Annotated in this window: 14 protein-coding genes; 6 read left to right on the forward strand and 8 right to left on the reverse strand. The window is 69.4% G+C overall.

What is annotated here, in order from left to right:
- Nucleotides 1-48 precede the first annotated feature (48 nt).
- From ACXC9Q_RS33615 to ACXC9Q_RS33635, 5 genes are all read left to right on the forward strand, one after another.
- On the forward strand, nucleotides 49-1,098 hold the full coding sequence (locus ACXC9Q_RS33615; RefSeq protein ID WP_457060678.1) for an NlpC/P60 family protein: 1,050 nt from the start codon (nucleotides 49-51) through the stop codon (nucleotides 1,096-1,098).
- 100 nt (nucleotides 1,099-1,198) lie between these two features.
- The gene (locus ACXC9Q_RS33620) at nucleotides 1,199-2,692 is read left to right on the forward strand and encodes a hypothetical protein (RefSeq protein WP_457060679.1); all 1,494 of its coding nucleotides are present in this window, start codon (nucleotides 1,199-1,201) and stop codon (nucleotides 2,690-2,692) included.
- Nucleotides 2,685-3,929, forward strand: a complete 1,245-nt coding sequence (locus ACXC9Q_RS33625) for a M48 family metalloprotease (RefSeq protein ID WP_457060680.1) — start codon at nucleotides 2,685-2,687, stop codon at nucleotides 3,927-3,929. The genes ACXC9Q_RS33620 and ACXC9Q_RS33625 overlap by 8 nt, the downstream gene beginning before the upstream one ends.
- A complete protein-coding gene (locus ACXC9Q_RS33630) occupies nucleotides 3,926-5,044 on the forward strand; it encodes a glycosyltransferase family 4 protein (protein ID WP_457060681.1) in 1,119 nt (372 codons plus the stop codon). The genes ACXC9Q_RS33625 and ACXC9Q_RS33630 overlap by 4 nt, the downstream gene beginning before the upstream one ends.
- Nucleotides 5,045-5,240: 196 nt before the next feature.
- The gene (locus ACXC9Q_RS33635; protein ID WP_457060682.1) at nucleotides 5,241-6,392 is read left to right on the forward strand and encodes an alanine--tRNA ligase-related protein; all 1,152 of its coding nucleotides are present in this window, start codon (nucleotides 5,241-5,243) and stop codon (nucleotides 6,390-6,392) included.
- Here ACXC9Q_RS33635 and ACXC9Q_RS33640 read toward each other — a convergent pair.
- The 3 genes from ACXC9Q_RS33640 to ACXC9Q_RS33650 form a co-directional block, all read right to left on the reverse strand.
- A complete protein-coding gene (locus ACXC9Q_RS33640; protein WP_457060683.1) occupies nucleotides 6,389-7,363 on the reverse strand; it encodes an EamA family transporter in 975 nt (324 codons plus the stop codon). The two genes, ACXC9Q_RS33635 and ACXC9Q_RS33640, sit on opposite strands and share 4 nt — an antisense overlap.
- Nucleotides 7,364-7,408: 45 nt before the next feature.
- The gene (locus ACXC9Q_RS33645; RefSeq protein WP_457060684.1) at nucleotides 7,409-8,011 is read right to left on the reverse strand and encodes a hypothetical protein; all 603 of its coding nucleotides are present in this window, start codon (nucleotides 8,009-8,011) and stop codon (nucleotides 7,409-7,411) included.
- A gap of 98 nt (nucleotides 8,012-8,109) precedes the next feature.
- The gene (locus tag ACXC9Q_RS33650; protein ID WP_457060685.1) at nucleotides 8,110-9,087 is read right to left on the reverse strand and encodes a DUF5937 family protein; all 978 of its coding nucleotides are present in this window, start codon (nucleotides 9,085-9,087) and stop codon (nucleotides 8,110-8,112) included.
- Nucleotides 9,088-9,154: 67 nt separating this feature from the next.
- On the opposite strand from ACXC9Q_RS33650, the gene ACXC9Q_RS33655 reads away from it, so the two are divergent.
- On the forward strand, nucleotides 9,155-10,363 hold the full coding sequence (locus tag ACXC9Q_RS33655) for an MFS transporter (RefSeq protein ID WP_457060686.1): 1,209 nt from the start codon (nucleotides 9,155-9,157) through the stop codon (nucleotides 10,361-10,363).
- 191 nt (nucleotides 10,364-10,554) lie between these two features.
- On the opposite strand, the gene ACXC9Q_RS33660 is transcribed toward ACXC9Q_RS33655, so the two are convergent.
- The 5 genes from ACXC9Q_RS33660 to ACXC9Q_RS33680 all read right to left on the reverse strand — a co-directional run bounded on the left by ACXC9Q_RS33660 (nucleotide 10,555) and on the right by ACXC9Q_RS33680 (nucleotide 15,225).
- Nucleotides 10,555-11,187: a response regulator transcription factor gene (locus ACXC9Q_RS33660; protein ID WP_329475765.1), complete on the reverse strand. Its 633-nt coding sequence runs from the start codon at nucleotides 11,185-11,187 to the stop codon at nucleotides 10,555-10,557.
- Complete coding sequence (locus tag ACXC9Q_RS33665) at nucleotides 11,180-12,418, reverse strand: sensor histidine kinase (RefSeq protein WP_457060687.1); 1,239 nt, start codon at nucleotides 12,416-12,418, stop codon at nucleotides 11,180-11,182. The genes ACXC9Q_RS33660 and ACXC9Q_RS33665 overlap by 8 nt, the downstream gene beginning before the upstream one ends.
- 25 nt (nucleotides 12,419-12,443) lie before the next feature.
- Entirely contained in the window at nucleotides 12,444-13,208 is a 765-nt protein-coding gene (locus tag ACXC9Q_RS33670) for an ABC transporter permease (protein ID WP_457060688.1), read from the reverse strand.
- On the reverse strand, nucleotides 13,205-14,140 hold the full coding sequence (locus ACXC9Q_RS33675; protein WP_457060689.1) for an ABC transporter ATP-binding protein: 936 nt from the start codon (nucleotides 14,138-14,140) through the stop codon (nucleotides 13,205-13,207). Before ACXC9Q_RS33675 ends, ACXC9Q_RS33670 begins: the two co-directional genes overlap by 4 nt.
- 461 nt (nucleotides 14,141-14,601) lie before the next feature.
- On the reverse strand, nucleotides 14,602-15,225 hold the full coding sequence (locus ACXC9Q_RS33680; protein ID WP_457060690.1) for an STAS domain-containing protein: 624 nt from the start codon (nucleotides 15,223-15,225) through the stop codon (nucleotides 14,602-14,604).
- Between the last annotated feature and the right edge of the window lie 152 nt (nucleotides 15,226-15,377).

Below are 15,377 nucleotides of genomic sequence, written 5' to 3' on the forward strand. Positions count from 1 at the left end.
GCGCGGTTGACGGGGACGGCGCGAGCAGAGGAAGGGACCGACCGGGCTGTGTCCACCGGACGCATCAACCGCACCAAGGGAATCGCCCTCGCCGCCATCACCAGCACCGCCGTCGTCGCGGGCGTGATCTTCATCCAGGGAGCCGCGGACGCTGATCCGAAGCCCAGTCTGGAGCAGGCGAAGGCGCAGGTCGCCGCACTGCAGCACAAGGCCGAGGTCGCCGGTGAGTCGGCCAACGACCTGCGTGGGCAGATCAGCGCCTCGACCGCCCGGGTGAACGCCCTGAAGGCCGCCATCGCCAAGCAGCAGGGCCAGGTCGACACGGTGAAGCGGCAGATCGGATCCCTCGCGGTCGCCGGGTACCAGACCTCCGGGATGTCGACGACGGCCCAGTTGCTGCTGTCGCCGAACCCCGACCAGTTCCTCAGCCAGGCGTCGACCGCCCAAGCCTTCGCGGGCCAGCAGGACACCGCGCTGCGCCGCTACCAGCAGGCCGAGGGCAAGCTGACCGATCTGCAGGCCAGTGAGCAGACCGAACTGTCCGCGCTGCAGGCCGTTCAGGCGCAGCAGAACACGCTGAAGAAGCAGCTCCAGACCAACCTCGACGCCGCCGAGAAGGTGCTCGACAAGCTCAGCGACGCCGACCGCAAGCGGATCGCGCAGGAGAATGCCGACGCGGCCGAGAAGGCACGCAAGGAGCGGCCGACCCGCTCCGGCGACCGGATGGACAACCTGCCGGTGCCGGTCAGCGGCCGCGCCGGCACCGCGGTGTCGGCCGCGCTGTCGCAGCTCGGCGACCCGTACGTCTGGGGCGCCGACGGTCCCAGCTCCTACGACTGCTCAGGCCTGATGATGTACGCCTGGGCCAAGGCCGGCGTCTCGCTGTCGCACTCGTCGAAGGCGCAGGCCGGCGAGGGCCGCCGGGTCAGCAAGGACCAGTTGATGCCGGGCGACCTGATCTTCTACTACTCGCCGATCAGCCATGTCGCGATGTACATCGGCAACGGCCGGATCGTGCACGCCCCCCGTCCGGGCAAGTCGGTCGAGACCGCCCCGATGGACGAGATGCCGTACAACACCGCGGTCCGCCCGGGCTGACCTGCGTCCTTGACATACTCATCGGCTCCGGGGGGCACGACCCCCGGAGCCGATTCGTTTCACGATCATCCGAGTGCCGTAGTGTCGGAGGAGGCACGTAGTGTCCCGCCTGACTGGGGCAGGTGAGCAGCGAGGGGCCGAGGTGATCGACGAACAGGGCGACACAGTGCCTCTCCCGGCGGTTCCTCCGGCCGATGACCGTCCGGAGCTCGGTGATCACCGAGCGTCAGCTGTGGACCGCCCGGCGCTGCGTGGTCCTAGCATCCCGCCGTCGTTCACCCCGATCGCGAAGAAGGTCGCCCTCGGCCTGGCCGTCTGCCTGGTCGCCGGAGCCGGGTACGCCGGACTCCGCCAGATCGCCGACGCGCCGGCCGACCCGAACGCGTCCGGCACGCACCCACCGCAGACCTCCACCACCCCGGACGAAGCCGCCGAGGGGGTACGGCGGGCCGTCGCGGGCGAGGCCGTGCTGCAGAAGATGACCGACGCGGTCGAGAACGACAACCGCACCGAGTTCCTGGACAGCATCGACCCGAAGGCCGCCGAGTTCCGGGCCAGCGCGCGGACGATCTTCGCCAACCTGAGCACGCTTCCGATCGGCACGTTCCAGTTACGGTACGTGAGCGACGACACCGGGGCGCTCACTCCGGACCGCCAGCGCGCGCTCGGCGGCAGTCAGGCCTGGCTGGCTCAGGTCGAGGTGTCCTGGCAGCTCGCCGGGTTCGACGCCAAGCCGGCCCGGGAGACCCTCCCGGTCACGTTCGTCACGCGTGACGGAGCGACGTACGCCGCCTCGTTCTCGGAGCGGTTCGTGGCCGGTCAGCGCCGGCCGATCTGGGCGCTCGGCCCGATCGATGTGGCCAAGGGCGACCACAGCCTGGTGATCAGTCTCGGCTCGGAGGCGGACGCGAAGAGTTACGTGTCCGTCGCGGACAAGGCGGTCGAGTCGGTCACCAAGGTATGGGGCAAGGGCTGGCGGCAGAAGGTGATCGTCTACCTGCCGGCCAAGCAGGCACAGATGGAATCCGTCCTCGGCGCCCAGCCCAACACGTATACCCAGATCGCCGCCGTCACGATGGCCGAGCTGGACACGCCCGAAGCCGGTGCCCCGGTGCGGATCGTGGCGAATCCGAAGCTGTTCGAGGAGCTCGGCAGACAGGGCCGCCGGATCGTGCTGACCCACGAGACCACCCACGTCGCCTCGACCGCGACGGCCTCGCCGGTGCCGTTGTGGCTGGCCGAGGGGTTCGCCGACTACGTCGCGTTCACCGCCGTACCCGTACAGGACGAGTCGGCGGCGAAGGAGCTGTTCAAGGCGATCCGGGCCGGCAAGGTGCCGGCCACGCTCCCGGCGCCGGAGGCGTTCGCGGCGTCGGCGACGGAGCTGCCCCAGGCGTACGAGTCGGCCTGGCTCGCGTGCCGGCTCATCTCCGAGCGGGAGGGGCAGAGCAAGCTGGTGAAGTTCTACCGGGCGGTGCACGCGTCGAAGACCACGAGCGGTCTGGCGGATGCGTTCAAGTCGGTGCTGGGGATGACCGAGGCGGAGTTCGTCGCCGAGTGGCAGCAGTACCTCAAGAGGCTCGCCGGTGTCTGAGCCGGTCGCACGGTGGGCACCACGTGCGGCCGCGGGCGTCCTTGCAGTGGCGCTGATCCTGACGATCGTCGTCACCACGCCCTGGCACCTGATCGACCTGCCCACACCCGACGCGAGCCTCGACTTCACCGCCGCGGAGATCGCCCGCCAGAACGCGTTCCGCCACGAGTTGTTGCCATGGTCAACAACCTCGTGGGGGCTCGCGATCCTGGTCCCGCTCGCGATCGGCTTCAGCCCGCTCGGCCCGCGCCTGTACGACGCCATCCGCATCCGGCGCTGGTACGTCGCCGTACCGCTGCTCGTCCTCGGACTGGGACTGCTCACCAGCCTGATCACGGTCCCGACGGATGTGATGGCCGAGCGGGTCACCCGCAAGTACGGGCTGTCGGTGCAGGACTGGGGGTTGTGGACGCGTGACCGCGCCGTCAACTGGCTGCTGATGTCACTCGGACTCGCGGTGATCGCCCTCGTCCTGATCGGCCTGGCCAAACGCTGGCGCAGCGCGTGGTGGTTGCCTGCGGCAATCGCTGCCGCGGTGCTGGTGCTCGGGGTGTCGTTCGCCTATCCGGTGCTGGTCGAGCCGCGGTTCAACCACTTCACGTCGATGCCGGCCGGCGCCTTGCGTGACGAGTTCCTGCAGCTGGCGGCGCAGGACGGCGTACCGGTCAAGGATGTGCTGGTCGCGGACGCGTCGAAGCGCACGACCGCGGTGAACGCCTATGTTTCCGGCTTCGGTTCGACCCGCCGGCTGGTCGTCTACGACACGCTGCTGAAGGACACGCCGCCCGCGCAGGTTCGGCTCGTGGTCGCACACGAGCTCGGTCACGCCGCGGAGAACGACGTACTGCACGGCACGATCATCGGCGTGCTCGGCGCGGCCTTCGCGGTGGCGTTGCTGCGATTGTTGCTCGGGGCCCGGATGGCCGACCCGCGCCGGACCGCATTGCTGCTCGCGCTGATAGTCGCCGGTACGACGCTCGCCTCCCCGGTGCAGAACCTGGTCAGCCGCCGGATCGAGGCCCGCGCCGACTACCACTCGCTGCACCTGACGAACGACTCGAAGGACTTCGTCGCGATGCAGCACGACCTGGCCGTGACGAACATCTCCGGCCTGGACCCGAGCCGCTGGCGGTACTGGCTGTTCGCCACCCACCCGACCGCGCCGGAGCGGATCGCGATGGGCCGGGCCTGGGCGTCCGAGTACGGCACGCCCGTCCCGCCGCTGGTGCCGCGATGACGGTGCTCGTCGTCACCAATGACTTCCCGCCGCGCCAGGGCGGGATCGAGACGTTCGTCCGGTCCTTGTGCGACGAGCTTCCCGAGCCCGTCGTCTACACGTCGCACGAGCCCGGCGACACGGCGTACGACGCGAGCCTTTCGTTCCCGGTGGTGCGGGACCGGACGACGATGTTGTTGCCGACGGCCCGGATCACGAAGCACGCGGTCCGGCTGTTGCGCGAGTACGACGCGGAGCGGGTGCTGTTCGGTGCGGCCGCGCCGCTCGGGCTGATGGGGCCGGCGCTGCGGCGGGCTGGGGCGCAGCGGATCGTCGCGTTGACGCACGGGCATGAGACCTGGTGGGCCGGCGTACCGGGTGCGCGGTGGGCGCTGCGGCGGATCGGTGACGCGGCGGACACGATGACGACGGTGTCGTCGTGGTGCGAGGCTCAGATCGCGCCGGCTTTGTCGCCGGCCGCCGTACGACGGATGCGGCGGTTGACGCCCGGGGTCGACACGGATCGCTTCTTCCCGGGCTGCGGGGGAGAGCAGGTGCGCAAGGGGCTCGGCCTCGAGGGTGTGCCGGTGGTGGCGTGTGTGTCGCGGCTGATTCCGCGGAAGGGGCAGGACACGTTGATCCGCGCGTGGCCGCGGGTCCTGGCCGCCGTACCGTCGGCGATCCTGCTCCTGGTCGGCGGTGGTCCTGATCGCGAACGGCTCGAGGAACTGGCGGCGGCGGTGGGGGTGCGGTCGTCGGTGGTGTTCACCGGGCCGGTGCCGTGGGCGGACATTCCGCCGTACGTCGATGCCGCGGATGTGTTCGCGATGCCGTGCCGGACCAGGCGGTTCGGCCTCGAGCCGGAGGCGCTCGGGATCGTCACGCTGGAGGCGTCCGCGACCGGGAAGCCGGTTGTGGTCGGCGACTCCGGCGGTGCCCCCGACACCGTCCGCCACGGCGAGACCGGCTACCTCGTCGACCCCTACAACCCCGCGCCCACCGGCGTACGCATCGCCGAGCTCCTCACCGACCCCGCCCGGGCCCAAGCCATGGGCGCCGCCGGCCGCGACTGGGTCCAACACGCCTGGACCTGGCCCCACACCGGCGCCGAACTGAGGAAACTCCTGGACATCTAGCTCCGCGAATCGTGTACCCTGGCCGACATGCAGCAAATGGGCCGACTTATCGCAGCCGTACGAGCTTCGTGCTCTCCGGCTGCCGCTGCCTGACATCTTCCAACTCCACCGGCGACCGGAAACGGTTCGCCGGTTTTGTTGTTTCTGAGGCCCGGTGGTCTGGTTTCCGGTCATGTGAAAGACAAGGACCAGAACCATGACCATCAGCAGGACCTTCATCGACTTCTTCCTCGACCGCGGTCACATCCCGACGACGGGTTCCACGCTCATCCCGCGGCTCGGTGATCCGGTGCTCTTCACGACCTCGGGGATGCATCCGCTGACGCCGTACCTGGAAGGGGAACCCCATCCCCTGGGGCGCAGACTCGTGGGCATCCAGCGATGCCTGCGCACGACCGATCTCGACGAGGTGGGGGATCCGACCCACCTGACCGTGTTCGAGATGCTGGGCTCGTGGTCGCTCGGGGACTACGGGAGCAGCCGGACGCTGCGCTGGGGCTACGAGCTGCTGACCGGCGGCTTCGGCATCGACCCCGGGAAGCTGTACGTGACCGTGTTCGGTGGCGACGAACAGGTGCCGCTGGACGAGGAGTCGCTCACGACCTGGCAGGAGCTGGGTGTGCCGATCGAGCGGACCACCGAGGACAACTGGTGGTCGAACGGCCCGACCGGTCCGTGCGGCCCGGACTCGGAGATGTTCGTCTGGACCGGTGAGGGCGAGCCGGAGGGTACGCCGAGCACCGACAAGCGCTGGGTCGAGGTGTGGAACCACGTGATGATGCGCTACCGCCGGCTCGACGACGATTCGCTCGAACCGCTACAGCAGCAGAACATCGACACCGGTCTCGGCCTCGAGCGGCTCACCATGCTGCTGGAGGGCAAGGACTCGGTGTACGAGACGTCGTTGTTCGAGCCGTGGCTGCGGATCGTCCCGACGCTGTGGCAGCTGGACGAGGAGTCGCAGCGGATCGTCATCGACCACCTGCGCTCGAGCATCGTGATCGTCGGGGACGGCGTGCACCCGTCGAACACCGGCCGTGGCTACGTGCTGCGCCGGCTGATCCGCCGGGTGCTGACGATCTTGTGGCGCGACGACGAGTCCCGGTCGCTGTCCGACCTGCCGCTGGAGCTGTTCGAGCACACGCTGAACCACTTCCACCAGGGCGAGACGGTCACGCTGGTCCGCCGGATCCTGATCGACGAGGAGATCCGGTTCAGCAACCTGCTCGACCGCGGCCGCAAGGTGCTCAGCCACGAGCGGTTCCACAAGTCCCTCGACGACACCGACTACGAGTACCTGCACGAGACCCACGGGTTGCCCCGCGAGCTCGTCGATTCGTTGCGCTAGATGCCGGCCGGATCCAGTACGTCGGTTCGGGGAACGTCGGAGTCCGGGATCTCCGGAGGCACGACCTTCCCGACCGACGACTGGGCTACGAACGCCCCGACCAGGACGATCGCGCCGCCGATGATCTGGTTGGTGCTCAACGTCTCGCCGAGCAGGATCAGCGCGAAGATGCTCGCCGCCACGACCTCGACGTACGCGACTGCTCCGCCGACGGCGGCCGACAGCCGCTGGATCGCGGCGGCACCGGCGAGGTAGGCGACGACCGTGCTGACCACGATCAGCCAGCCGGCCAGCACCCAGCCGGGAGCGTGCCGGTGGCCGATCGCGATGGTGTCGACCAGCGTGTGCCACGGGATGCCCCAGGGCGCGGAGATCAGGGTCAGCAGCACGGCACCGACCACACTCCCGGCCGCGGTCATCACCAGCGGATCCGCGGCACCCGTCAGCTTGTCGATCAGGATGAAGTACGTCGCCTGGCACGCGGCCGCCGCGAGACCGGCGAGCAGACCGATCAGGTCGATCGTCAGGCCGGCCCAGATCTCCGCGACCGTCGCCAGGCCGATCAGCGCGATGCCGACACCGAGTGCGGCCGACCGCGGTACGGCGACCTTCTGGCCGAACTTCAGCCACGCGACCACCAGTACCGGTCCGGAGAACTCCAGCATCAGCGCGACGCCTACCGGCAACCGGCTGGCCGCGATGAAGAACAGGGTCTGGCACCCGGCGATCCCGGTCAGGCCGTACAGCACCAGGGACTTCCAGGACGATCGGGCTGCGCGGAGTCCTGCCGAACCGCGGAAGATCAGCATCAGCGGGACAAGCAGGGCGGCGGCTCCGAGGATGCGTAACCAGGCCGCCTGCTCAGGCGTGAAGCCGGCGCCGATCAGGGCCTTGGCGAACGGTCCCGATCCGCCGAACGTGATCGCGGAGAACACCGCGAACCCCAACCCGACCGACTTCGTGCTGTACATGGGCATAACAGTCTCATGCCCATTACATCCCTGTCGAGAGAGATCTCAGAGGACGTTCACCGCACGCGCCGCGATCACCGCGATGGTGAGCAGTGAGATCAGCGACTGGACACCCATCAGCGCCTTCGTCCGCGCGCTGAGCGGCATCGTGTCGGTCGGGCTGAACGCGGTCGAGGCGGTGAACGCGACGAACAGGTAGTCGGTGAACCCGGGCAGCCAGTGTTCCCACCCGCGCTGATCGACCGTCATCTGTGGGAACAGCAGGTCCGCTCGCTCCACCTTGCGCTCGTGTTCGGGCGCCCGCGCGAACGGGCCACCGCGGTCGACCTCCCAGTACCAGACCGCGAACGCGACAAAGTTCGTCACCCAGATCACCACAGCGCCCTTCACCAGCACCCTGCCGTTGGTCGCCTCTCCGGAGTTGAGGAAGGCGATCAGGCCGGCCAGGTACAGCGCGTTGACCAGGACCAGGATCGCGACCAGCACGAGTTCCACCCAGCGCAGCCAGGGCTCGTCCCGGCGAAGGTGGAACGGGTTCGTCCACACCAGCGGCAGCAGGAGCAGCGCACCGATGATGGGCATGAGCCATCGCGGCAGCAGATTGATCTGCGTCGGCACGAGCAGTTGCAGGATCAGTACCGCTAACACCGCCAGCGATGCCGGCCACCGCCGCGTATGACGACTGCTGGGTCCGGCAGCGGGTTTCGGCTCCTTGTTCACTCCAGCATTCTGACCCCGAAACCTGGTTAACCGACGGAGGCGTCGATGACGGCTTGTCCGACCTCGGTACGGCGGTAGTGCACCTGATGTCCCGTACGACGCCGAGTGGCGAGACCCGCGTCGTACAGAGCGGAGAGGTGTTCGGCGACCGTGGCCAAGGCCAACCCGTATTGAGTGGAGAGCGCACTGGTGGTTGCCGGTGGGTCGAGTGCGACCAAGAGGGTTGCGCGGGTGCGGCCGAGGAGGCGGGCCAGTGGATCCGGGGGAGCGGGCGCGTCGGACCAGAGGCGGGCTGCGCCGCGGGCTGGGTAGACCAGAGTGGGTTGGTAGCTCGGGTCGACGACGATGACGAGGTAGGGCCACGCGAAGACGCCAGGGGCGAGGAGCAGGCCCTGTCCGGTGAGATCACGGTCTTCCGAGCGGTACCGGCTGGCGATCAGGCGGTCGTCCTCCCAGGTGAGTGTCGGGTGCAGGTCGTCGAAGAGCGCGGCCAAGCCGCCGTCGGTGAGTTGCTGACCGCGGTAGGCGATGTCGTCCTCGAGGACGCGGCTGATGAGCGGCCAGTCGGGCTGGATCAAGGTGATCCACGCACTCTCGATCTCGTCCGCGAGCCTTTCCCGGGTGCCGGCCAGGTCCTGCAGCATCCGGTTGATCGCCGGTGCGGCGGGGTTGCTGAGCTCGTCGCGTGAGCGGATCAGCTCGGTCCGCACCCGCTCGAGCGGCGTACTGCGGACCCGGGCGATTTCGGTCGCGAACCTCGCCCGCGAAGCCTTCGGGGGTGGAGTCAGGAAGTCCGGCGTGAACCCGACGCGGGGCTGCAACGCCTTCAGGCCGCGAAGATCGAGTCCGGCCGCGGCCTCGCGCTTCGTCTCCACCCAGCCCGCGTACAGCGGCCGATGCTTCGAGCCGTTCAGTACCCGCACCGCCGACATCGTCTCCCACAACGGCGAAGCCCCGAACCGGCACCGCAACGCGTCGCCCTGGGTGAAGCGCAGTACCGTCATCGCAACGAACTTTCGGTCACAACCAAAACTCTACGCCCGCGCCTCCGCGGTCGGGCACGCTCGCGACGTGAGCGCGACTGTTGTGACCAACCCCGGCTACCGAGGCGTCCTGCGCGTTCCCGGCATGCCCGCCATCTTCCTCGCCCACACGGTGTCGATGCTCGGGACGGTGGCCGCCCAGGTCGCGTTGTCGATTCTGGTGTTCGAGCGGACCGGGTCGCCGTTGCTTTCGGCCCTGGTGCTGGTGTGTTCGTTCCTGCCGTACGCGCTGGGTGGGATCCTGCTCTCGTCGATCGCGGACCGGTTCCCGGCACGGCGGGTGCTGGTCGGCTGTGATCTGCTCAGCGGGCTGTGGATCGGCGTCATGCTGATCCCCGGACTTCCGGTGGCGGCGCTGCTCGGGCTGCTGCTGGCGACCGGGATCATCGCGCCGGCCTTCTCCGGCGCGCGGGCCGCGAGTCTCGCGCACCTGCTGCCCGGTGACCTGTTCCCGATCGGGAGGTCGTTGCTTCGGGCAATCAGTCAGGTGACCGTGCTGACCGGGTTTGCGCTGGGGGCGGTCGCGGTGGCGGCGATCGGGCCGACCTGGTTGCTCGCGCTCGACGTGGTGTCCTTCGTCGCGTCCGCCGTGCTGATCGGCGTGGGTACGCCGTACACCCCGGCCGGTGAGCGGCACCGCAACACAGTGGGTGACTCCTGGACCGGGCTGCGCTACCTGTTCACCACCAAACGGCTTCGCAGTCTGATCCTGCTGACCTGGGTGGCGCCGGCGTTCTCCTCGGTCCCCGACGGTCTGGCGGTCGCGTACACGGCCCAGGCCGGAACGGTCGCGGCGGCCGCCGGTGCGCTCTTCACCGGTTACGCGACCGGCACAGTACTCGGCGAGTTCGTCGCCGCGCGGTTTCCCCCTTCCACGCGGCGACGGCTCGTCGTTCCACTCCTGCTGATGACGCAGCTCCCGGCGATCGCCTTCGTCGTCACCCCGTCGATCCCGGTCGCGGCCGTCCTCCTCGCGGTCTCCGGCGCCGGTTACGCGTTCAACCAGGGCGTCGACCCACTGATCCTGCAGGCGGTCGATCCGTCCTACCGCGGGCGGCTCTTCACCGTCCAGACCAGCGGCCTGATGGCGATCCAAGGCGTCAGCATCGCCCTGGCCGGCGTCGTCGGCACCTTCCTCGCCCCGAACCTCACCATCGCCGCGGCCGGCATCCTCGGTACGGCGACCACACTCCTGATCGCCCGTCAGGCACTCGACCGAACGACCAGGGAGCGGTGACCAGCCGGCCGGGCTGATCGACGTCGCCGCTGATCTCCCGGAGCGCGTGGGCCGGCTTCCAGTCTGTCAACGGCACCGACACACCGTTGCTGATGGCAACCTCCGTGCTGATCACGCTGCCCTGCCTGGTGGTCTTCTTCGTCGCCCAGAAACACATCACGAACGGCATCACGTTCACCGGAGGCCGGCGATCAGTCTTGGCCCAGGATGCCCAGTTCGTAGCCCTTGGCCACTGCCGCCGCGCGATCGGTCACGCCGAGCTTGGTGAACAGGTGACTGAGGTGGGTCTTCACCGTCGCCTCGCTGATGAAGAGCTCGCGGGCGATCTCGCGATTGGAGGTGCCTTTGGCAACCAGTGCGAGGACCTGGCGTTCACGGGCGGCCAGCGGGGTCGCGGCCGGCGTACGGACGGCGGAGACCAGCCGGGAGGCGACGGCAGGGGAGAGCACAGTACGTCCTGCTGCCGCTTCGCGGACCCCGGTGAACAACTCGTCCTGCGGCGCGTCCTTCAGCAGATAGCCGGTCGCGCCCGCCTCGATCGCCGGCAGCGTGTCGGTGTCGGTGTCCCAGGTGGTGAGGACCAGGACCTTCGCCCGGGCGCCGCGGCGGGTCAGCTCGGTGATGGCGTCCAGTCCGCCGCCCCCGGGCATGCGCAGGTCCATCAGAATCACGTCCGGGTCCAGCTCGGCGGCCAGTGCCACCGCCTCCACGCCGTTGGACGCCTCGGCGAGCACGGTGAAGCCGGGCTCTGCCTCGAACATGCCACGCAGACCGTTCCGGACCACTGGGTGGTCGTCGACGAGGAGGAGCGAGATCTCAGCCATGGAGCACCAACGGTACGCGAGCCGACACCGCCGTACCTGAGCCCGGCTCGGACTCCACGGTGAGCGAGCCGGCGATGCGCTCGGCGCGGGCACGCATACCGTCGAGGCCGAAGCCCCCGGTGCCGGTGCGTGCGGGGAGCATCATCGGGTCGAATCCCTTTCCGTCGTCGCGGATGTCCAGCGTGACCTCGTCGTCCATGAAGCTCAGCGTGACACCGACGCGGGTAGCGGACGCGTGCTTCTCCACGTTCGCCAACGCCTCCTGGGTAATCCTCAGCAGGGTCGCCGACAGCTCGCCGTGCAGGTGCTGCGAAGGACCCGTCAGCGTGAGCTCAGCAGGTACGCCGGTCCGCTCGGTCCACTGGCCGACTGTCTTCTGCATCGCCTCGGCGAGTCCGTCGTGCGACAGGCCTTGCGGCGCGAGGTTGTGCACCGAGCGGCGGGCCTCGCCGAGGCTGTAGCGGGCCAGATCGCTGGCCCGGTTCACGTGCTCCTGGACGGTCGCGGGGTCGGAGGTGTTCGCGACCACCCGGAGCTGGGCGATGATGCCGGTCAGGCCCTGCGCGATCGTGTCATGGATCTCGGCGGCCAGCCGGCGGCGTTCGTCGGCGATCCCCGCTTCGCGGGCCTGGACGACGAGTTGGGCTTGCAGGGCGGCGTTCTCCTCCTGTGCCTGCTTGAGCTCGGCGATGGTCGCCGCCCGGGCTCGGGACCGTACCTGCTCCTGTTCGGCGAAGTGACCGACGGTGTTGAGCAGGACGTTGTTGGCGACCAGGAGACCTGCGAAGACGACCCACTTCGTCGAGTTGCCGACCGGTATCCCGCCCGTCTGCGCGCCCGCGATCGGGATCGAACAGGCGAACCACGCCAGCCGCCGCCGGCGCCGTCCGGGGATCAGTTCCTCGGCGTCGAAGTACCCCGCGACCGCGTAGAACGCGAAGAACCCGTTGATGACGGTCAGCGCCAGACCGAGGGCCCAGCGGATGGAGTAGTACACAACCGACAGGCGGCTCGGTCCCTGGCTGGTGCGATCGTTCCAGCTCCACCAGACCTGCAGCAGCAGTGCCGCGCCGACGAGTGCGGCGGCTGTGATCCTCTGAGCCGGCGTCGGCATGATCAGGTCGGCCGTGGCGAACGCCAGGAGCGCGGCCACGGCAAGCAGTCCGTACGGCATCCACCTGCGGAGGGCGTTCTGCCACCGATCGAGGTCTGTGTCCGGCGCGGTCGTCACCCCTCCAGTCTGCACTGACGGTCGCCTACTCCCACCGGAACCAGCGTGCGGCCGCGACGGACAGCGCGATCGCCCAAGCCGCGAGTACGCCAAGATGCGACCAGGCCGGCCAGTGGCCGGTCGACGCCTGGTCGAGGGCTCGGGCCGCGGCGCCGAAGGGAGTGAGTACGACGATGTGGCCGAGGAGATGCGGCATCGCTCGCACCGGCAGCCACATGCCCGCGCAGAACAAACTCGGGAAGAACACCGCGGTGCCGATCGCGGTCGCGATCCGCGCTGTCCGGGCGAGCGCCGACACGAGCGCACCCAGGGCCAGAGCAGCGGCGGCGGTGAGCAGGAGCGCCAGCGCGTAGCCGAACGCCTGCTGCGGCAGCCGTACGTCGAACGCGAGCCGGCCGATCGCCATGCAGGCCAGCGCCGACACTAGAGCCGCTGCGCCGTTCAGCCCCATCTGCGCCGACAACAGCGCGGACGGGCGGACCGGAGTCGCCGACATCCGGCGCAGGATGCCGCGCTCGCGATAGCCGGTGATGACGGGTGGCATCGCCTGCAGGCCGGTCACGATCAGCGCGACCAGGACAAGGATGGGGACGTACACGTCGATCAGCCGGAGGCCGCCGAGGCCTGGGTCGGCCTTCCGGAACGACGGGATGCTGCCCAGGATCACCAGCAGCAGCGGCGGGAAACCCAGGATCCAGAAGAGGTTGCCGGGCTCACGCCGGAAGAGCCGGGACTCCGCCCGGAGAACGGCCCGGCCAGGGTTGGTACGCGTCGGTGCTGTCGTGCTCATGAAGTGGCTCCCGTGAGGTCTAGGAAGGCGTCGTCGAGCGTGGCGTCGGTGACGCGGAGCTGGTGGGCCGTGATGCGGTGCCGGGCGAGGAGCGAGAGCACCGCGGTGACGGTGTCGTCGGATCCGGCCAGCGTGATCCGGCCGTCCTTGTGCTCGACGGACGCGAGCGCCGGCAGCGCGGCCAGCTCCACGTCGTCGAGCGCGGCCGACGGGGTGAACGAGATGATGGTGGATCCCGCCGTACGGCTGATCAGTCCGCGCGGGGTGTCGAGCGCGGTGATCCGGCCCTTGTCGATCAGGGCGATCCGGTCACACAGCCGCTGCGCCTCCTCCATGAAGTGCGTGACCAGGAGGACGGTGACGCCGCGCGCGCGGACGTCCTCGACGACCTCCCAGGTGTCACGGCGGGCGCGCGGGTCGAGCCCGGTCGTCAGTTCGTCGAGGACGACCACGCTGGGGTTGCCGATCAGGGCGAGGGCGATGAACAGGCGCTGCTTCTGGCCGCCGCTGAGGACACCGAACCGGGTGTTCAGCTGGGCGACGAGGCCGAGGCGTTCGGCGAGCGGGCGCCAGTCGGCCGGGTTCGGGTACAGGGCGGCGTACAGCTCGAGCGCCTCGCGGACGGTGAGCTTGGCCTGCAGCTCGCTCTCCTGGAGCTGGGCGCCGAGGACCCGGGTGACGGCCGCGTGATCGGCGATCGGGTCGAGGCCGGCGACCCGGACCCGGCCGCCGTCGGGGACGCGCAGTCCCTCGACGCACTCGACCGTGGTGGTCTTGCCGGCGCCGTTCGGGCCGAGGATCCCGAAGATCTCGCCCTCCTCGACGGCGAACGACACACCGTCGACGACACTCCGGCCGCCGTAGGACTTCCGCAGCTCACTGACTTCGACAACAGGCCCTCGGGCCGTCGTCCGCACACTCTCCAAGGTCATACGACGACTCTCGCGGAGAGACCACCCCGCCCGAATCGCCCATCAGGCTCGACCGATCATCACCCGATCGGCTGATCCCGCAGTACGACGTCCTCGCCGTACCTAAGCTTGGATCCGTGGATGCCGACCGGTCCGGCATCCCGCGATGGCGTCGAGGTCATGGGTTATCCGGCTCTTCTGACGTATCCGTGGGTGGCTCCTTCGCCTCCTTCGCCTCCTTCGCGTCTCGGGCAGTCGGGCGTGTTCTGTCGGTTGCCGCCGGGGTGGGGAGGATCTGGTCCCGGATCGGGTGGGAGATCCTCCCCAGCCCGGCCCGGGCGGCCCGTGGGTCTCGGCCTGGGCGGACGTGGGGCACTCACTAACCCGGTCCGTCAGCCGCCAAGTGCTCGCCGTCGAGCGGGGCCTCTCTGGCATCGTGCGGCTTGGTGAGTGGAGCAGGTCCGGTCAGCGGCGCGGCATCGCTAAACCCGCCGGGGCGGGGCGGGGGTGCGGCGGACCTCCAGGCCATCACAATCGCCGAGACGCCGCGATCGTCCGTGGGAGGTCTTCGTCCTCGCCTCGTTGTGATGGCCTGGCGATCCGGTCGACGGCGCGCGCAAACACCCACGGAACCGACCGGAGCACCGGATATCCCCGAGGTTGCGCGGTGGGCTGGGGCAGAGCGGGATCCGGGGACGAGCGCCGGACCGGTCCACGGATCTCGGCAAAGCCTGTGGGGCGGGACGGTGCGCGGGCAGCGCGTCCGCGAGGGTTGGGTAGTGGTCGAGCGGCCGGTCGAGTCCGGCGGCCCGAATCAGGTCGGCCAGCCACTGCCCGGCTCCGGACGCGCGCAGCCAGCCGCCGTGCTGGACGGCCAGATCGTGGGCGTCGACGAGGACGTGGAGGCCGGCCGCCTCCATCGCGGTGACGCGCCGCAGGTCGACGACGAGCTTGGACAGCTTGGTGGTGATCACGTGCCCGAGCTCGGTCCGGAACGCTGGTGCGGTGGCGACGTCGACCTGACCGGCGACGCGGACGACCGCACACTCTCCGACCGCGCTCCAGCTGAAGACGAAGGGCCCACTGATGTCCGTCGGCGGAGCCATGGATCCGACCACCCGTGGTGCCGTCCCACGACGGTGGCCTGCATCGTGTCGAGGCTTCATGCGGTCCCCGGTACCCGCCGGCTAACCCCAATACCGTTCAGTTAGGCGTGAGGATGGTGTAGGTCGCGGCATGACCGGGTTGGGGCCGCGCC

This window comes from Kribbella sp. CWNU-51 (assembly GCF_054073265.1).